Origin of the sequence: Mesorhizobium sp. B2-4-19 (assembly GCF_006441315.1) — a bacterium.
Lineage (GTDB): Bacteria > Pseudomonadota > Alphaproteobacteria > Rhizobiales > Rhizobiaceae > Mesorhizobium.
Genome location: NZ_VFUV01000009.1, coordinates 194,900 through 212,304, shown reverse-complemented (window position 1 = coordinate 212,304; position 17,405 = coordinate 194,900). Strand labels below are relative to the sequence as shown.

Genomic DNA, 17,405 nt, shown 5'->3' with positions numbered 1-17,405 from the left:
TCAGTGGGGCTGAAAAAGGTCGCTTAGACCGGTTCCCGCGCCATGACAAGGCAAGTGTTCTGGCCGCCGAAGCCGAAGGAGTTCGACAGAACGCTGCGAACCTCGGCATTGCGCTTCTTGTTCGGCACCACGTCGAGCACGATCGCCGGGTCGGGATTGTCGTAGTTGATGGTCGGCGGAATGACGCTTTCGCGCATCGTCATCAGCGAGAACGCCGCCTCGACGGCGCCCGCCGCGGACAGTGTGTGGCCGATCATCGACTTGTTCGACGACACCGGCATCGAGCCGATGCGCTCGCCGAACACGGTCGACAGCGACAGGTGCTCCATCTTGTCGTTTTCCGGCGTCGAGGTGCCATGGGCGTTGACGTAGTCGATCTCGTCCTTGCTGAGGCCCGCATCCGCAAGCGCGGCGCGAACCGCCGCGATTGCCGGCGAACCGTCAGGCTTGGAGCGGGTGCGGTGGAAATCGTCGGCCTTTTCGCCGCAGCCGCGCAGGATGCCGAGCACGGTCGCGCCACGGGCCAGGGCTGCTTCCAGCGATTCCAGCACCAGCGCGCCGGAGCCCTCTGCCAGCACGAAGCCGTCGCGGTCCTTGGAGAACGGCTTGGAAGCCTTTTCGGGAATGTCGTTGTGGGTCGACAGCGCCGACAGCAGCGAGAAACGGATCAGCGCCTCGGCGGTCGCCGAGCCGTCCGCGCCGATCGACAGCGCCCGGTCGCATTCGCCGCGGCGAATCGCCTCGACGCCGAGCTGGATGGCTGTGGCGCCCGAGGCGCAGGCGGTCGACAGCGTGATCGGCAGGCCGCGCGTGCCGAACCGGTCGGCGAGCCGGTCGGCGATCGAGCCGAACTGGGTGGTCTCGAAGATCTCGAGTTCCTTCAGTCCGCGCGCCACCCGCAGCAGCCTTTCGGCGCCGGCGTCCTGTTTGTCGGAATTGTAGAGCGAGAAGCGTTCGTGCCAGTCGAGTTCGACCGGCGGCGAGGCGAGGAAGAGAGGCCCACCGAAATCGCTGGAATCAAGGCCGGATTCGGCCACGGCTTCATGCGCGGCGGTCTCGGCCAGCTCGTAGGTGAGAGGGCTGGCGCCCTTCGAGCTTGAGTCCAGGAAGTCGACCATGCCGGAAATGCGGGTGTTGAGGTGGTCGACCGGAAAGCGGGTGATCGGGTGGATGCCCGACTTGCCCGAGGTCAGCGCCGCCCAATTGTCGGCCTTGCCGACGCCGAGCGAAGTCACCACGCCGATACCGGTGACGGCGACGATCGGCCTGCCCATGTGATCTCTGAAATTGGTCATCGGAGCCCTCGAGCGGTTTATCTCTGCAGCATGGCGAGTGCCCGCCTTACGCTGATTTGACCAGCGCCATGCCCTCGAATTGGTGATAGCCGACCGCCGTTGCAAGGACGCTTGCGGGAATGCCTTCGAACGGCTTCTCGGCCGCGGCATCAAAGACGGGATAGGCGGCCTTGCGGTCGACGGCGAGTGCCGCCAGCGCCACGGCGAACGGAAACTGCGCTTCCTTCATATGCCCGGTCAGCGTCGAGAAGCCGCGCGCGGCGATTGCCTCGACGGCATCGAGCGCTGTTTTCTCGGCAGTGGTTGCGGCATGCGCGCCGGACGCGCCCGACATGGCGAGCAGCCTGCCGTTCGGCAGCGCCGCCTGGCTGAGCAGTCCGGCGATTTCGGCGTCGAGTTCTCCGCGCGACCGCCTCGCCCGGCCGGAGACGACCGGACCGAGCTCGGCATAGATCTTGCGCTCACGGCTCATTGCGTGTTCGCGCTGTTCCAGCACCAGGAAGGCGCCGCCGGAGCCGGAGACCACGCCGCCACCCTCGGCACCCTGCCTTTGCCAGACAGGCTTCCAGGGCCCGCGATGCAGATAGCCGGCAAGCTCGTAGCCGAGCAGCATATCGGAATGTTCGGTCTGGAAGGCGCCGCCGACCAGCACATGCGTCGACTGGCCCGAGCGGATCCGCGCCGCGGCCGTCTCGACGGCGGAAACGCCGGCCCCTTCCTCGCCCATGAAGGTGCGCGAGGAGCCCGTCACCTTGTGGACGATGGAGATGTTGCCGGCGAGCAGGTTGGAAAGCTGGGCCAGGAACAAGGTCGGCCGCAGTTCGGTGGTCAGCTTCTCGTTGAGCAGCACATCGCGGTCGTTGCGGCTTTCCGAAGCGGCGAGGATGGCGGAGTCGACCGCCTCGTCGCGCTCGCCGCCGCCGGCGGCCACCACCATGTCCATGGTCGTGCAAAGCTCGTCATTGCCCTTGATGCCGGCATCGTCGAGCGCCAGGCCGGCGGCATAGGTGCCGAGCCGTTGCCATGTCTCCATCTGCCGCTGGTCGCCGCGCTTGGCGATCTGCAGGTTCCAGTCGATCTCCGGCAGCGGATGAACGGTATAGGGCGCGAAGCGCGCGGTTTCGAGCACCGGCTGCAGGCCCGGTTGCGCGAGCTTCTGCCAGTGGGCGTCAGGGCCTTCTCCCAGCGAGGAGACAAGGCCGATACCAGTGATGACGACGTCGCGGGGGCTACTCATGGGCGGCTTTGTGGGTCAGGCGGCAAAGCGCGTCAAGGTCGCGCGCTCAACTGACGTCAGGCGGTCTTGACTGCGACGAGCGCGTCGATCTTGGCGCACAGGTTCTTCATGACGAAGTAGTCGTCGGTCGAAGCCTTGCCGTCATTGACTTCCTGGGTCCACTTTTCCAACGGCACCTTGATGCCGAATTCCTTGTCGATGGCAAAGACGATGTCGAGGAAATCGAGGCTGTCGATGCCGAGATCGTCGATCGTATGGCTCTCGGGCGTGATGGTGTCGATATCGATCTCGCTGGTGTCGGCAATGATCTTGGCGACTTTGTCGAACGTGGTGGACAAGGGCTTTTCCTTCTTTGCGGGCGGAATCTGTCCGCATCCTGTTTGGGCGCTGTCTAATCGGTTTTTCCCGGCAGGAAAAGGCCTGATAGTCCGGGCGCAGATGGGAAGCGTGCCCAAGAAACGCAAGAAGGGCCGCCGTCAACCCGGCGGCCCTTCCCATTACGTCAGGTTAGTCGTTGTCACGGAGCTTGACCAGATCGTTCAGCAGCCCGCCCGTTCCGTTGTGGACGGTCAACCGCTCGACCTTGCCGGCGATGGTTTCCAGAGCCTCGAGTTCCTTCAGCCGCAGCATCACCGGGTTCTCCGCCATCACCCTGGCCGTGTTGAGCAGGGAACGCGTTGCGTTTGTCTCCTCGCGGCGGCGGATGATGTTGGCCTCGGCCTGCTTTTCGGCCGAAACCACCTGGTTGAGGATCTCGCGCATCTCGCCCGGCAGGATCACATCCTTGAGCGCGATATCGCTGACCTCGACGCCGATCTCGGCCATGTCGGCACGGACCTTGGCCACGGCTTCCTCGTCGACCGTCACCTTCTTTTCAAGAATCTGGTCGAGCGTCAGCGCGCCCAGCGTCTTGCGGAAGGCGTATTGCAGGGCGCGATAAAGGGCCTCGGAGAAGTCCTTCACGGCGCTCACCGCCTTGACCGGGTCGACGACCCGGTATTCGGCGGCGATGTTGACGCGGATCGTCACGCGATCCTTGGTCAGCACTTCCTGCCCAGCGACGTCGAGCGACTGGCGCTTGAGGTCGACGACCTTCACCTGCACCAGGCGTCCGACATTCCAGAAACCGTGCACGCCCGCGGCAAGCGTCCGGACCAGGACACCGTCCACGAACAGCAGGCCGGCCTGGCCGTCGACGACCGGATGGACGGACATCAGCTCCGCCTTCCGGGCCTGGCCGAGCCGGCGCATGACCGCCGGATCGATGGCCAGATCAGCCGAAGTGTCGACCGTCGTCACCGTCCACGGCCCGGCATCGGTCCACAGAACCAGCTTGCGGTCCGGCGCCAGAACGGCATGCAGGTTTCCGTCACGCTCAATGATGGCGACATCCGTGCGCCCGGTGCGAGCGACGGTGAAATGACGCGCGGCCACATCCGGGAGCTTGTCGAACAACGCCTTCTCGTATGCCGAAACGAATTCCGGGTTCTTCAGATCGTACCGTGACACGTCCAGGCTCCCGCGCCGGTTGGCGAGCCAGTGCTCGCCCGGCATCAGGACGGCCTTGATCTCACCCTTGTAGAGGGTGAGGGCACGTTCGTTTTCCCTTACGAGGACGCGCTCGCGTCCAAGAACCTTATCGAGAACAGTCATTGTCTTACTCCTGTCGGGCATGGCCCCATGCGAGGCGTCAACTCATGCGTCGATCTTCCCTTCGTTTCTCGTTTCACATCGTCTTCCGGGCACGAATGATCCGGAGACCGGTGGCATCGATCCGTGGCGGGCCTTCGGGAGCGGATCGTGGGGCAGCGAAGCGGGCGCCGGAGGTCGAAGCCTCCCTTGCCGGCGACACTGCGCCTTGATCGTCACCGCGGACCTGGCCGCGAACCGATGGCGTCGGACCTTTCGATACGGCCCTGGCCGAAGGCTTCGGCCGTCCGTCAGGTCTTCAGCATTCCCGGTCCCCGGACCGTTTTTGGATAACACCACCCAAAGGTGTCGGCTTATCAGGCCGTTGGAGAAGGAATCGAACCTTCGACAGTCAGATTAACAATCTGATGCTCTAACCAAACTGAGCTATCCGTGGTGCAGACAGCAGGATTCGAACCTGCGACCTCCGGATCCAAATCCGGCGCTCTCCCAGACTGAGCTACATCCGCGATCCCAACCCCCAAAGCGGCGCCGTATACAGCGCGGCAAAGCCGCCTGCACGGGCGGAGACGAAAGCTCCAACCGTTGTGCTCACTTCGGTTCTCGTGACCGGGAGCGCGGCTATAAGGCCTGCGACGGGTTGTCGCAAGCGGCATTGTCACGGCCAATTCGCGGCTTCTTTCGGCTGTGGTATTTCGGCAACATGTTCTGCCGCGCCCGGGATGGAACGCAGTGGCCTCAGAAGGTGACGCGGCCGAGCACGCGCAGACCGTCGCCCTGCGGCTCGACGACCAGGGCCTCGCCCTCGCGCGGGGAAACACCGGTCAGCGCCACGATGTCTTCCAGATGGGTGACCATGACCAGATTGTCGGAGCCGGAATAGGCGCGGATTTCCTTCATGATGGCGGCGATCTGTGCTGCCTTCTGCGCATCGTCGCCCTTCAGGAGATCAAGCGGCGCAAACAGTTTCGGCTCGGCCTCGAAGGCGATACGCGCGGTGTCGAGACAGCGGCAGTAACGGCTGGACAGCACGCGTTCGATCGGCGCGGCGCGAGCGGCAAACAAGGCGCCGATCTTGCTTGCCTGCTGCTTGCCGCGCGCCGACAGATTGATCTGGGTGGCACAGCTGTCGATGTCGAAATTGGCCGGATCGGTGGTGCCGGTGACCATGGCATGGCGCAGCAGCACCACATGGCCGCCATCGCGCAGCAGCGCCCAGCCGGCATCCGTGGCATGGGCCGCGACGGGAACGGCGAGCAGCAACAGGGCCAGGGCAAATCGGATCATCGCAGTCCTTCCAGGGGCCCGACATCGGGTTCCGGCCATTCGCATATAGGGATCGGAACGCCGGCACAAAGACAAGCGGGCGTCGCAGATGTCCCAGCCTCACTTTTTGGCGATTTGCTTTTTCACCAGATCGATCTTCTGGTCGGTAAGCGGGATGGGAATGGTGTAGCCGGAGATTGCGTCCTGAGGTTTCGACAAAGTTCATTTGCCGTTCGTGTCCGCCCTGATACTCCAACCCCCCTATAGCGTTGGCAGCATACCATGATCAAATTCGGGCGCGATTGCGCCGTGCGCATGGCTCGCCTATCCCTGAAAAATGTCACCGCTTACAGAAACCGTGCTTTTCGTCTTCAGCCTCGTGGCGCTCGGCTATCTCGCCGGGTTGACCGGCTATCTCAGACCGGCGAGCGGCGAGGGGATATCGGATTTCGCGGTCTCGGTGGCAATGCCGCTGCTTCTGTTCCAGACCATGGTGAACGCTGATTTCCACGGCGTCGCTCCGTGGCCGTTGTGGGGAGCCTATTTCACAGCGGCAGCAATCACCTGGGCTGCCGGCCATCTCGTCACCACCCGGATCTTCGGGCGCGACGCGCGCGCGGGCGTCGTCGGGGGCGTATCGTCGGCCTATTCCAATGTCGTGCTGCTCGGCGCTCCCTTCATCCTCGGCATATTCGGCCCGAGCGGCTTCGAAGTGCTGTCGCTGCTGGTCTCCGTGCATCTGCCGGTCATGATGATGGCCTCGATCGTGCTGTTCGAGATGTTCGGCCGCGGCGGTGTCGAACATGTGCATCCGCTGCGGGTGCTGCGCAGCTTCCTGCGGCGGCTGTTCATCAACCCGCTGATCATCGGCATTCTGCTCGGCCTGGCGTGGCGGCTGAGCGATGTGCCGCTGCCTGGCCTCGTCATGCGGCTGGTCGATGCGCTGGCGCACACGGCAGGGCCGGTGGCGCTGTTTGCCATGGGGCTCAGCCTGCGCCGCTTCGGCGTTTCCGGCAATGTGCGGCCGGCACTGGCGCTTTCGGCGCTGAAACTGTTCCTGATGCCGGCGCTGGTTCTTGCCTTCGTCTGGCTGCTTGGCCTGCCGCCGATGACCGCCAAGGTGGCGGTCGTGGTAGCGGCGCTGCCGTCCGGCATCAACTCCTACCTGATCGCCGTGCAGTTCAACACCGGCCAGGCGCTTGCATCGAACCAGATGACCATCGCCACCGCCTGCGCCGCCGTCACAACGGCTTTCTGGCTGACGATTGTCGTGCATGTCTTTGGCTAGGCGATGCGCAAATCCAGGCGAGGCGGCAAAGCTTGCTCTCGTCCCGGGCTGGCCCAACCCCTATATGCCATCTTGCGATTGCTTGCGGGCCTTGCCCTAGGTAAAGAGCAGTGGCTCCGGCGTGCCGGCTTCAAATCATGGCGCACGCTCACCGAAGATTTCACAGACCGGCCCGTCAGTGCGCCGAACGGAGGATAGACCATGCTTCAGAAAACCAGCCATTTCATGCGGCAGGCCAATCTCATCAATGGCGAATGGGTACAGGCCGATAGTGGCCAGACGGTCGACGTCAACAACCCCGCCACCGGCCTCAAGATCGGCACCGTGCCGAAATCAGGCAAGGCCGAGACCCGCCGCGCCATCGAGGCCGCGGACGCCGCCTTCAAGACCTGGCGCAAGACGACCGCGCTCGAGCGTTCGAAGCTCTTGCGCAAGCTGCATGACGCGATGATGGACAATCAGGACGTGCTGGCCGAGCTCTTGACCATCGAGCAGGGCAAGTCACTGTTCGAATCGAAGGGCGAGATCGGTTCGGCCGCGGCCTACATTCTGTGGTTCGCCGAGGAAGGCCGCCGCACCTATGGCGACGTCGTGCCTTCGCCATGGGCGGACCGTCGCATCCTGGTGACCAAGGAACCGGTCGGCGTCATCGCCGCCATCACACCGTGGAATTTCCCGTCCTCGATGCTGGCCCGCAAGCTCGGTCCCGCGCTCGCCGCCGGCTGCACCGCCGTCGTCAAGCCGGCCTCGCAGACGCCTTATTCGGGTCTTGCCTGGGGCGCGCTTGCCGAGGAAGTCGGCTTCCCCAAGGGCGTCGTCAACATCCTGACCGGTTCGGCCAGCGAGATCGGCGACGAGATCTGTGCCAATCCGCTGGTGTCGAAGATCACTTTCACCGGATCGACCGAAGTCGGCAAGCTCCTCATCCAGAAGTCGTCGGTCACCGTGAAGAAGGTGTCGATGGAGCTTGGCGGCAACGCGCCGTTCATCGTCTTCGACGACGCCGATATCGACCGTGCCGTCGCCGGCGCGATCACCGCCAAATACCGCAATTCCGGCCAGACCTGCGTCTGCACCAACCGCTTCCTCGTTCAGGCCGGCGTCTATGACAAGTTCGTCGAGAAGCTGGCCGCAGCCAGCAACGGGCTGAAGGTCGGTTCCGGCCTCGAGGAAGGCGTGCAGCAGGGACCGCTGATCGACGAGAAGGCGGTCGAGAAGGTCGAGGAACTGATCGCAGACGCGACCTCGAAGGGCGGCAAGATTGTCGCCGGCGGCAAGCGTCATGCGCTCGGCGGTTCGTTCTTCCAGCCGACGGTGATCGCCAACGCGACGCCCAAGATGCGCTTCATGAAGGAAGAGATTTTTGGGCCGGTCGCTCCGGTGTTCAAGTTCGAGACCGAAGCGGAAGCAATAGCGCTCGCCAACGACACCGAATTCGGCCTTGCCTGCTATTTCTACACCGGCGATCTCGGCCGCGCCTTCCGCGTCATGGAGGGGCTGAAATACGGCATGGTCGGCGTCAATGAAGGCCTCATCACCACGCCGGAGGCGCCGTTCGGCGGCGTCAAGGAATCGGGCCTCGGCAAGGAAGGCGGACATCAGGGCATCGAGGATTACCTCGATACCAAATATGTCTGTATCGGCGGCCTCGGCCTCTGATACCTTGTCCCTGAAGTCGGCGGGCCTGGCCCGCCGCCCTGGGTCGAGAAAACCAGCCGAAATCCTTTGGATCAACTGACGTTTGCGGGCATGGCGATGAGGGACGGCGAGGTTTTCGGCACGACGCAGGCGGGTGAGCCGGTACGCCGCTTCACCATCAGGGGCGGCGGCCTCACCGCCAACATCATCGGGCTCGGCGCCATCATCCAGGATTTGCGGCTGACCGGCCATGATGCGCCGCTGGTGCTCGGCTACAGCACGCTGGAAGCCTACGAAGCCGACAACGCCTTCTTCGGCGCGGTGGTCGGCCGCTACGCCAACCGCATCCGCGACGGCCGCTTCACCATCGGTGGCAACCGCTACCAGACCGAGCAAAATTTCCTCGGCAAGCATACGCTGCATGGCGGCTCGCAGGGCTATTCGCATCGGCCGTGGGCGGTTTCGCTGCACGGCCGGGACTTCGTCACGCTGACGCTGCACGATCCCGACGGCGCGATGGGATTTCCCGGTGCGCTCGACGTCACCTGCACCTACCGGCTGAAGATCCCCGGCACGCTCAGCGTCGAGCTGACGGCGACCTGCGAGGAGCCGACGCTGTGCAATCTCACCCAGCACTCCTATTTCAACCTGGATGATGGCGGCGCCGGTGACATTCTCGACCACAGGATGATGCTGAACGCCGGTGCCTATCTGCCGGTCGACAGCGACATGATCCCGACCGGCGTGGTCAAGCCGGTGGACGGCACGCCCTTCGATTTCCGCCAGGCGCGGCCGCTGCGCATGGAGACCGAGGGCGAGCAGCTCCCCTACGACCAGAATTTCTGCCTCGCCTCGGCGCGCGGGCCGCTGCGGCAAGCGGCATGGACGCAAGGGGCGAGCTCCGGCGTCGAGATGGAGGTCTGGACCACGGAGCCAGGCGTTCAGCTCTACACCGGTCAGTATGTGACGCCGCGCAAGGGGCTGGAAGGCCGCGACTACAAGGCCTTTTCCGCCTTCTGCCTGGAGCCGCAAATCTGGCCGGATGCGCCGAACCGGCCGTATTTCCCGCAGGCAACGCTCTGGCCGGGTGCGATTTATCACCACGTGACGGAATACCGTTTCCGCCTTCCATAGGTCTCCAGGCGGCTAGTTTTCGAACGCTGCCCGCAACGTCTCGAATGGCGCCAGGGCGCCGCGGACCTGGACCACGGCGGCGGCGACGCGATGCGCCCGGCTTGCCGCTTCGCGCGGGCCATGGCCGGCAAGTCGCGCCGCGAGGTAGCCGCCATTGAAGGAGTCGCCGGCGCCGGTGGTGTCGACGGCGGCCGCGACATGGATCGCCGGCACGTCATGCAATGTTCCGCTCTCGGCAATCAGCGCCGGCTGTTCGCCGTTCTTGACGACGACTTCGCCGACCCATTGCCTGAGCCGCTCGGCGGTCGCCAGCGGCGTTGCATCCTCAAACAGCATCTGCTCGTCGGGGAAGGTCGGCAGGGCGATGTCGGTGACGCCGAGGGCCTCGACGATCGCTGCCTGCGCGCTTTCGCGGCTGCGCCAAAGCCGTGGCCGATAATTGGGATCGAAGGCGATCAGCGAGCCAGCGGCGCGTGCCTTGGCCACGGCTTCCAGCAGTGTTTTGCGTGCGGCATCGTCCAGAATTGCCAAAGTGATTCCGGAAAAGTACACAAGCGCCTGATTTTCAAGATTTTTCGACAGTGCGGCGGGATCCGAGGCAAGCTGCCGGGCGGCGGCGTCGCCGCGCCAGTAGGTGAAGGAGCGCTCGGCACCTGTCAGGGTGATCGCATAGAGGCCGGGCCGCGCGCCCGGTATTATCGGACTGGAACCGATGCCGATGCCGTTTTCGGCGAAGAAGCCGATCTGGCCTTGCGAAAAGGGGTCGTCGCCGAAGGCCGAGACATAGGTCGCCGGCCGGTCCTCGCTCAACGCGTGCAGCGCCCATAGCGTGTTGAACGTGTCGCCGGCAAAACCCATGCGCCAGTTCGGCCCGGTCTGGCCCGACAGTTCGAGCATGCATTCGCCGATCGAGGCGACGCCGTTTCCCGCCATCTGCAATCCTCCACTGATTTCGGTGCTGTAGCTTTTTGCCGGCGGCAGCGCCATGCTTGGCAAGCAGGCTTTTTTGCGCCACAGCGTTTTCCCACAGGCTGGCGGGACGCGATCCGCCCGGCCGAGCGTTATCCGCAGAAGAGGAACCGGTTTGGCATCGATATGGCGTTATCTTTTGGCGGGTCTTGGTCTGGCTGCTCTGCTGGTCGGCGTCCTTGCGGTCGTCTATCTAACGGCGCCGCAAAGCGCGCAGCTTGCTGGCCCGGATGTCTCGCGGACGAAGAAAACCGACAACGGGCTTTACATGGCAAGTTTCGTACCGGAACGGGGCGTGGTGCGGCAGGGCGAACTGGAATCCTGGCTGCTGACGCTGAAAACAAAGACAGGGGCTTCGGTGGAGCGAGCTGCGATCGCCATCTCCGGCGGCATGCCGCAACACAATCACGGCCTGCCGACCAGCCCCCAGGTGACCGACTACCTCGGCGATGGCCGTTACCGCATCGAGGGGCTGAAATTCACCATGAGCGGCTGGTGGCAACTTCGGTTCGCCATCTCGTCCGGCGCCGGCTCCGATACGGTGCTGTTCAACGTGGTGCTGTGAGCGGCCGATGAAGCGCCTTTTCTGCTTTCTGGCGCTGATGATCGCCGTGATCCTCGTCGGCTGCGGCAAGCCGGATTTTTCCGACGCCGAGAAGAAGACCATCACCTCCCTGGCGTTGAACACGCTGACGTCGCTGAAGCCCGACACCACCAATCGCTTCGCCGACGTGCCGGCCGCCGCGGCCCTTGGCTCGACGCTGTTCTTCGATCTGGGCATGAGCCGCGATGGCACGGTGTCATGCTCGACCTGCCACAAGATCGACCGCCAGTTCCAGGACGACTTGCCGCAAGCCGTGGGCGTCGGCCGCACCAACCGGCGCACCATGCCGCTGGCCGGCGTGGCGCGCGATCCGTGGTTCTTCTGGGACGGCCGCCGCGACAGCCTGTGGGCGCAAGCGCTGACGCCGCTGGAAAACCCGCTGGAGCAAGCAGGAAACCGTACTGCCTACGCGCACTACATCAAGGCACGCTTCGGCGAGCGCTATGAGCGCATTTTCGGACCGCTGCCCGATTTCGCCGGCATTCCGTTGAATGCCAGTCCGCTCGGAAACGATGCCGAAAGGGCTGCTTGGAACGCGATGAGCGATGCGCAGCGCGACGCCATCAACCGCGTCTTTGCCAATATCGGCAAGGCGATCGCGGCTTTCGAACGCTCGATCGAGCCGGCGCAGACGCGCTTCGACCGGTTTGCCCTGGACCTTGCCACCGGCGCCGAACCAAAGGGCGATGCCGTCTTCACGCGGGAAGAAATCCTCGGGCTGAAACTGTTCATCGGCAAGGCCAATTGCGTGACCTGCCACAATGGCCCGCGCTTCACCGACAACGGTTTTCACAACACCGGCGTGCAGCCCGTCGCGGACCTGCCGCCGGATCGCGGGCGCGTCGACGCGGTGGCACAGGTCGAGGCCGATCCGTTCAACTGTTTTGGCGCCTATCGTGACGGCGACGTCAGCGCCTGCGGCGAGCTGCGCTTCATGGTCAAGGATGCGCCGGAATTGGTGCGCGCCTACAAAACGCCGTCGCTGCGCGGCGCGGCGACGCGGCCGCCCTATATGCATGCCGGGCAGTTTTCGTCGCTCGACGAGGTGGTGGCGCATTACGCCAAGGCGGCGGCGAGTTTGGGGGGGACAACCGAGATCCATCCGCTGCAGCTGTCGGATCGCGAACGCGCGGCGCTGGTGGCGTTTTTGAAGACGCTGTCGGAGTAAGCTCTTGTTTGACCGAAAACCGGCATCCGCTTTTCGGGATCATGGTCAGCGATCCTTCACCGTCTCCATCGCCACGAAGGTCGAGGTCTGGGCGACGTGGGGGAGCGCCGAGATGCGCTCGCCCAGCACGCGGCGATAGGCGGCGATGTCCCGGGTGCGGACCTTCAGCAGGTAATCGAAGCTTGACGCCATCATGTGGCACTGCTCGATCTCCGGCACGGCCTGCACCGAGCGATTGAAAGCGTCGAGCGCGGCGGAACGGGTATCGGACAATTTCACCTGGACGAAGGCGACATGGCCTTCGCCCATGCGCTCACGGTCGATGATCGCCTGGTAGCCCCTGATAAAACCGTCCTTCTCCAGCCGCTTGACCCGCGCCTGCACCGGCGTCTTCGAAAGACCGACCTTGGCCGCGAGTTCCGACATGGAAAGCCGGCCATTGCTCGCCAGCGCCGACAGGATGTTCCGGTCGATGCGGTCCAATTGGTCTTCTGTCATCAAAATCACAGTCCAAATTCCGAAAGATCGATAGAATGATAGATCGATCGGACTATCTTGTCGATTTCTTTGGACCGATTGGAGTCCCCGCCTGTGCTAGCTTGCGCCATTCGGCCCGGTGACCGCCGGCCCGCTCCCTGATGTTCGTTCCACGGGACCCGCCATGCCGCTCGACACCTTCCGCCAGCAGATCCGCGCCAACTATCTTCCCGACGAAGACGAGGCCGTGAAGCGATTGGCCGAGGCGACAGGGCTTTCGGCTGCGGATCGCGATACGATCTCGGCGCGAGCGGCCGATCTGGTGCGGGCGGTGCGCGGCTCGTCCGATCCCCGGCTGATGGAAGTTTTCCTCTCCGCCTATGGCCTCTCCACCAAGGAAGGCGTGGCGCTGATGTGCCTGGCCGAGGCGCTGCTGCGCGTGCCCGACACCGAGACGATGGACGATCTGATCGCCGACAAGATCGCGCCGCATGACTGGTCCGCCCATTCCGGCGGCTCAAGCTCGATCTTCGTCAACGCCTCGACCTGGGCGCTGATGCTGACCGGCCGCGTGCTGGACGAGGGCGAGGCCGGCATCGAAGGCACGCTGCGCTCCATGGTGCGCAGGCTGGGCGAGCCGGTCATTCGCAAGGCGGTGGCCGCCGCCATGCGCGAGATGGGCGAACAGTTCGTGCTCGGCCGCACCATCGCGGAAGCCGTCAAGCGCGGCCGGCCGATGACACAGAAGGGCTACCTCTATTCCTTCGACATGCTGGGCGAGGCGGCCCGCACCGAGGCTGACGCACTGCGCTACCACAAGGCCTATGCCGACGCGATTTCCTCGCTCGATGGCGGTTCCAACGGACCTGACATCAGGCAGAACCACGGCATTTCGGTGAAGCTCTCGGCACTGCACCCACGCTACGAGGTGGCGCAGAAGGACGAGATGCTGCCTGTCATGGCCGAGCGGCTGCTTTCGCTGGCGCTTGCGGCCAGACATTCGCGCATGGGCCTCAACATCGACGCCGAGGAGGCCGACCGCCTCGATCTGTCGCTCGATGTCATCGAGCGCGTGCTGGCCGAGCCGGAACTCGCCGGCTGGAACGGTTTTGGCGTGGTCGTGCAAGCATATGGGCCGCGCGCGGCCTTCGTCATCGACTGGCTCTACGCGCTGGCCAGGAAATACGACCGCACCATCATGGTCCGGCTGGTCAAGGGCGCCTATTGGGACACCGAGATCAAGCGGGCGCAGACGCTCGGACTGGCCGGCTATCCCGTCTTCACCCGCAAGGCCAACACCGACGTCTCCTACATGGCTTGCGCGAAGAAACTGCTTGGTATGACCGACCGCATCTATCCGCAATTCGCCACCCACAACGCCCACACCGTCGCCGCCATCCTGTCGATGGCCACGAACCGCGATTCCTTCGAATTCCAGCGCCTGCATGGCATGGGCGAGGCCCTGCACGAGACCGTGCGCCAGGCCGAAGGCACGCGCTGCCGCATCTATGCGCCGGTCGGCGCGCATTCGGACTTGCTGGCCTATCTGGTCCGCCGGCTGCTTGAGAACGGCGCCAACTCCTCCTTCGTGCACCAACTGACCGACGAGGATGTCGAGCCGGAAGACATCGCGCGCGATCCGCTCGAAACGGTCGAAAGCCAAGGCCCTGCCGCCAATCCGGCGATTGCCAGGCCATCACAGATTTTTGGCGCGGGCCGCCGCAATTCCAGGGGATTCGACATCACAGACACGGTGACGCTGGCGGCCATCGACAAAGCCAGGGCGGCGTTCGCCGGGCCGGACCGATGGCACGCCAAGCCGATCACGCGGGCTGCCGGCTATGGCAAGCCACGTCCGGTCGTCAATCCGGCCAAGCCCGATGAAGTGGTCGGAACGGTCCACGAGGCCGCTGCCAAGCAGGTCACGATCGCCGTGCGCATTGCTGTGGAAGCGCAGCCAGCCTGGGCAAAGCGCCCCGTTGCCGAACGCGCCGCCATCCTCAACCGCGCCGCCGACCTCTATGAGGCCAATGCGGTCGAGTTCTTCGCGCTTGCCACCCGCGAGGCCGGCAAATCGCTGGCCGACGGCGTGGCGGAAGTGCGCGAAGCCGTCGATTTCCTGCGCTACTATGCCGCCGAGGCGGCCAACGCCGAGGCGGGCACGCAGGCGCGTGGCGCCATCGTCTGCATTTCGCCGTGGAATTTTCCGCTGGCGATCTTCACCGGCCAGATCGCGGCAGCACTGGTTACCGGCAATTCGGTCATCGCCAAGCCGGCCGAACAGACGCCGCTGATTGCTTTCCGTGCCGTCGAATTGCTGCGCGAAGCCGGCGTGCCGGAAGACATCATCCAGCTGCTGCCGGGTGATGGTTCATCGGTGGGCGCGCCGCTGACCGCCGATCCGCGCATTGCCGGCGTCTGCTTCACCGGCTCGACCGAGGTCGCCAAGCTGATCGAAAAACAGCTCGCCGAGACCGCGGCTCCCGACGCCATGCTGATCGCCGAGACCGGCGGTTTGAACGCCATGATCGTCGATTCCACCGCGCTGCCCGAGCAGGCGGTGCGCGACATACTGGCCTCGGCCTTCCAGAGTGCCGGCCAGCGCTGTTCGGCGCTGCGCGTGCTCTACGTGCAGAAGGACGTCGAGAAGAAGATGCTGGAGATGCTGAAAGGCGCCATGGAGGCGCTCAACATCGGTGATCCCTGGCGGATTTCGACAGATGTCGGTCCGGTGATCGACGATGAGGCGCAAGGTGCGATCCGCGACTATTGCGTCAAGAAGGGCCTCGAGGGCCGGCTGATCGCCAAGCTCGAGGCGCCGAAGGACGGGCGCTTCGTCGCGCCGCATGTCTTCCGGGTCAAGGGCATCGAGGAGATGGACCGTGAGGTGTTCGGGCCGGTGCTGCACGTCGCCAGCTTCGACGCCGATGAGATCGATGCTGTCATCGCCGCCATCAACCGCAAGGGCTATGGCCTGACCTTCGGCCTGCACACCCGCATCGAAGGTCGCGCCCAGCATTTCGTCGACGGCATCCACGCCGGCAACATCTATGTCAACCGCAACCAGATCGGCGCCGTCGTCGGATCACAGCCTTTTGGCGGCGAGGGGCTTTCCGGCACCGGTCCGAAGGCTGGCGGCCCGCATTATCTGCGCCGCTTCCGCAAGGGGCCGGAAGCCGGCACGGAAGTTGGCGATGGCCATAAGGTGACGGCGACCGAACTGGCCGACAATCTGCCCGATCCGACCCTCGGCGGCTGGTCGACGCGCCCGGACCGGATCGCCATCCTGAGGAAGCATCTGCGCGGCAAGGGCGCTGCCGCCATCGGCGCCGCCGCTGGCATCGATTTCGGCCAGGTCGACCTGCCCGGACCGACGGGCGAGGCCAACACGCTGTCGCTGTCGCCGCGCGGGCGGGTGCTGTGCCTGGGTCCGGATGCCGACACGCTGCTGGCCCAGACGATCCAGGCGCTCGCCGCCGGCAATGCGGTGCTGGCCGTGGCGCCTGGGGCGCCGGCCGCGCTCTCGGCGTTGACCGGCAAGGGCTTGCCGCTGGCGGCAATAGATGGCCGCCCCGATCCGGTCGAAGCGCGTTCGCTGCGCGTCGATGTCGTCGCTTTCTCAGGCACAGCGGAGGCGGCGCGCATCGTGCGCAAGGTCATCGCCGACAGAACGGGTCCGATCGTGCCGCTGGTCAGCGAGGTGCTCAACCCGGCCGCCTATGCGCATGAGCGCGCGGTCTGCGTCGACACCACGGCCGCGGGCGGCAATGCCAGCCTGCTTGCCGCGGCCTAGTTCAGCCCATTCTCAGGCGCCTTCGACGACCAAAAAGCCCTCGAACTGCGGATGGCCGAGGACCTTCGTCGTGCCGAATTCCTGTGCGCGGCGCGAAAATTCTCCGACTTGGTCCAGGCGACGAAATCGTCTTGGCGCGCCCACACCCGTGTGCGAGGCAAACAGCCTTCGGTCGCGCTGACCGGGCCGCGCAGCAGATGGAATTCCCGAAAACCCTTCATCTCGGCAAGGCTGGAATCGCGGTTCTTCCACACCGATTCGAAATCGGCTTCCGAGTCGTTCTGCATGTACATGGCGTTCCTTTCTGAATTGCTCGACTGCTGCAATTGAAGGATGCGGCGAGGCATGGCTCTCAGAACGGACCGATCGCGCCGGTGAATTCCAGACTGTTGCCAACCTTTGGCGGCATCGGAGGGAAAGGGGCCGCCTTGCGAACGAAACCAAGCACGATCTGGTCGAAAGTTGCCGAGCCCGAGCTTTCGACGACACGCAGCTCGTCTATGTTGCCCTGCCTGCCGATGACGAAGGTGACAACGGTGTTGGTGCGCGCCGTCGCTTGCAACGAAGGCGGCACTGCTCGATACACGCGGCCAAGTTTGCTGATGACGTCGCTTCGGTAGCTGGATTCAGCGGTGGAGCCTGCCTCGTTCTGCCTTTTGCCCTTGCTGGCGGCCTGCGCCAGCCGGTCCTGGCCGTCTGCCGTGCCGCGCTTCTCGTCTGCTGCTTTTGAAGGAGCGGCGGCCGGAGTCGGCCTGGCGCTGGGGATCGGCGGCTGGTTCGGAACGGCGACAGGCATCTCGGCGCTCTCGGCCTGGACGCTCGGCTGTGCCGGTGTTTCGGTCCTGGCGGCCACACTCTGGTTGTCACGGCGCGGGGTCGCCGCCAC

Annotated in this window: 14 protein-coding genes, 2 tRNA genes and 1 pseudogene; 6 read left to right on the top strand and 11 right to left on the bottom strand. The window is 64.7% G+C overall.

Going from position 1 to position 17,405, the window contains the following annotated elements:
- Positions 1–23: 23 nt before the first annotated feature.
- The 7 genes from FJ546_RS17750 to FJ546_RS17720 form a co-directional block, all read right to left on the bottom strand.
- The gene (locus FJ546_RS17750; protein ID WP_140890507.1) at positions 24–1,295 is read right to left on the bottom strand and encodes a beta-ketoacyl-ACP synthase; all 1,272 of its coding nucleotides are present in this window, start codon (positions 1,293–1,295) and stop codon (positions 24–26) included.
- A gap of 46 nt (positions 1,296–1,341) precedes the next feature.
- Positions 1,342–2,532: a beta-ketoacyl-ACP synthase gene (locus tag FJ546_RS17745; protein WP_140890506.1), complete on the bottom strand. Its 1,191-nt coding sequence runs from the start codon at positions 2,530–2,532 to the stop codon at positions 1,342–1,344.
- A 56-nt stretch (positions 2,533–2,588) separates the two neighbouring features.
- A complete protein-coding gene (locus FJ546_RS17740) occupies positions 2,589–2,870 on the bottom strand; it encodes an acyl carrier protein (RefSeq protein ID WP_140890505.1) in 282 nt (93 codons plus the stop codon).
- A 169-nt stretch (positions 2,871–3,039) separates the two neighbouring features.
- On the bottom strand, positions 3,040–4,185 hold the full coding sequence (locus FJ546_RS17735) for a slipin family protein (RefSeq protein WP_181167978.1): 1,146 nt from the start codon (positions 4,183–4,185) through the stop codon (positions 3,040–3,042).
- Positions 4,186–4,546: 361 nt separating this feature from the next.
- Positions 4,547–4,614 (bottom strand) — tRNA-Asn (locus FJ546_RS17730).
- Position 4,615: 1 nt separating this feature from the next.
- Positions 4,616–4,691 (bottom strand) — tRNA-OTHER (locus FJ546_RS17725).
- 229 nt (positions 4,692–4,920) lie between these two features.
- On the bottom strand, positions 4,921–5,469 hold the full coding sequence (locus tag FJ546_RS17720) for a histidine phosphatase family protein (protein WP_140890504.1): 549 nt from the start codon (positions 5,467–5,469) through the stop codon (positions 4,921–4,923).
- Between the two features lie 316 nt (positions 5,470–5,785).
- Between FJ546_RS17720 and FJ546_RS17715 the strand changes: the two genes are divergently transcribed.
- The 3 genes from FJ546_RS17715 to FJ546_RS17705 all read left to right on the top strand — a co-directional run bounded on the left by FJ546_RS17715 (position 5,786) and on the right by FJ546_RS17705 (position 9,508).
- The gene (locus tag FJ546_RS17715) at positions 5,786–6,736 is read left to right on the top strand and encodes an AEC family transporter (RefSeq protein WP_140890503.1); all 951 of its coding nucleotides are present in this window, start codon (positions 5,786–5,788) and stop codon (positions 6,734–6,736) included.
- Positions 6,737–6,937: 201 nt separating this feature from the next.
- On the top strand, positions 6,938–8,395 hold the full coding sequence (locus FJ546_RS17710) for an NAD-dependent succinate-semialdehyde dehydrogenase (RefSeq protein WP_095787463.1): 1,458 nt from the start codon (positions 6,938–6,940) through the stop codon (positions 8,393–8,395).
- Positions 8,396–8,485: 90 nt separating this feature from the next.
- Complete coding sequence (locus FJ546_RS17705) at positions 8,486–9,508, top strand: aldose epimerase family protein (RefSeq protein ID WP_140890502.1); 1,023 nt, start codon at positions 8,486–8,488, stop codon at positions 9,506–9,508.
- Between the two features lie 12 nt (positions 9,509–9,520).
- Here the strand turns inward: FJ546_RS17705 and FJ546_RS17700 are convergent, their stop codons facing one another.
- Positions 9,521–10,441, bottom strand: a complete 921-nt coding sequence (locus tag FJ546_RS17700) for a sugar kinase (RefSeq protein ID WP_140890501.1) — start codon at positions 10,439–10,441, stop codon at positions 9,521–9,523.
- 151 nt (positions 10,442–10,592) lie between these two features.
- Between FJ546_RS17700 and FJ546_RS17695 the strand changes: the two genes are divergently transcribed.
- Entirely contained in the window at positions 10,593–11,042 is a 450-nt protein-coding gene (locus FJ546_RS17695) for a FixH family protein (RefSeq protein WP_140890545.1), read from the top strand.
- Positions 11,043–11,049: 7 nt separating this feature from the next.
- Positions 11,050–12,249, top strand: coding sequence for a cytochrome-c peroxidase (locus tag FJ546_RS17690; RefSeq protein WP_140890500.1), 1,200 nt, complete (start codon positions 11,050–11,052; stop codon positions 12,247–12,249).
- Between the two features lie 45 nt (positions 12,250–12,294).
- On the opposite strand, the gene FJ546_RS17685 is transcribed toward FJ546_RS17690, so the two are convergent.
- Positions 12,295–12,747, bottom strand: coding sequence for an Lrp/AsnC ligand binding domain-containing protein (locus FJ546_RS17685; protein ID WP_140890499.1), 453 nt, complete (start codon positions 12,745–12,747; stop codon positions 12,295–12,297).
- Positions 12,748–12,910: 163 nt separating this feature from the next.
- On the opposite strand from FJ546_RS17685, the gene putA reads away from it, so the two are divergent.
- Positions 12,911–16,519, top strand: coding sequence for a bifunctional proline dehydrogenase/L-glutamate gamma-semialdehyde dehydrogenase PutA (putA, locus tag FJ546_RS17680; protein ID WP_140890498.1), 3,609 nt, complete (start codon positions 12,911–12,913; stop codon positions 16,517–16,519).
- A 12-nt stretch (positions 16,520–16,531) separates the two neighbouring features.
- On the opposite strand, the pseudogene FJ546_RS17675 reads toward putA, so the two are convergent.
- Positions 16,532–16,812, bottom strand: a pseudogene (locus FJ546_RS17675) (antibiotic biosynthesis monooxygenase).
- A 59-nt stretch (positions 16,813–16,871) separates the two neighbouring features.
- The gene (locus FJ546_RS31635; RefSeq protein ID WP_246686873.1) at positions 16,872–17,405 is read right to left on the bottom strand and encodes a TonB family protein; all 534 of its coding nucleotides are present in this window, start codon (positions 17,403–17,405) and stop codon (positions 16,872–16,874) included.

Coding starts and splice junctions, on each gene's coding strand:
- putA (WP_140890498.1), top strand. CDS start 12,911: ATGCCGCTCGACACCTTCCGCCAGCAGATCCGCGCCAACTATCTTCCC.
- FJ546_RS17735 (WP_181167978.1), bottom strand. CDS start 4,185: ATGACTGTTCTCGATAAGGTTCTTGGACGCGAGCGCGTCCTCGTAAGG.
- FJ546_RS17720 (WP_140890504.1), bottom strand. CDS start 5,469: ATGATCCGATTTGCCCTGGCCCTGTTGCTGCTCGCCGTTCCCGTCGCG.
- FJ546_RS17700 (WP_140890501.1), bottom strand. CDS start 10,441: ATGGCGGGAAACGGCGTCGCCTCGATCGGCGAATGCATGCTCGAACTG.
- FJ546_RS17690 (WP_140890500.1), top strand. CDS start 11,050: ATGAAGCGCCTTTTCTGCTTTCTGGCGCTGATGATCGCCGTGATCCTC.
- FJ546_RS17745 (WP_140890506.1), bottom strand. CDS start 2,532: ATGAGTAGCCCCCGCGACGTCGTCATCACTGGTATCGGCCTTGTCTCC.
- FJ546_RS17750 (WP_140890507.1), bottom strand. CDS start 1,295: ATGACCAATTTCAGAGATCACATGGGCAGGCCGATCGTCGCCGTCACC.
- FJ546_RS17710 (WP_095787463.1), top strand. CDS start 6,938: ATGCTTCAGAAAACCAGCCATTTCATGCGGCAGGCCAATCTCATCAAT.
- FJ546_RS17715 (WP_140890503.1), top strand. CDS start 5,786: ATGTCACCGCTTACAGAAACCGTGCTTTTCGTCTTCAGCCTCGTGGCG.
- FJ546_RS17685 (WP_140890499.1), bottom strand. CDS start 12,747: ATGACAGAAGACCAATTGGACCGCATCGACCGGAACATCCTGTCGGCG.
- FJ546_RS17705 (WP_140890502.1), top strand. CDS start 8,486: ATGGCGATGAGGGACGGCGAGGTTTTCGGCACGACGCAGGCGGGTGAG.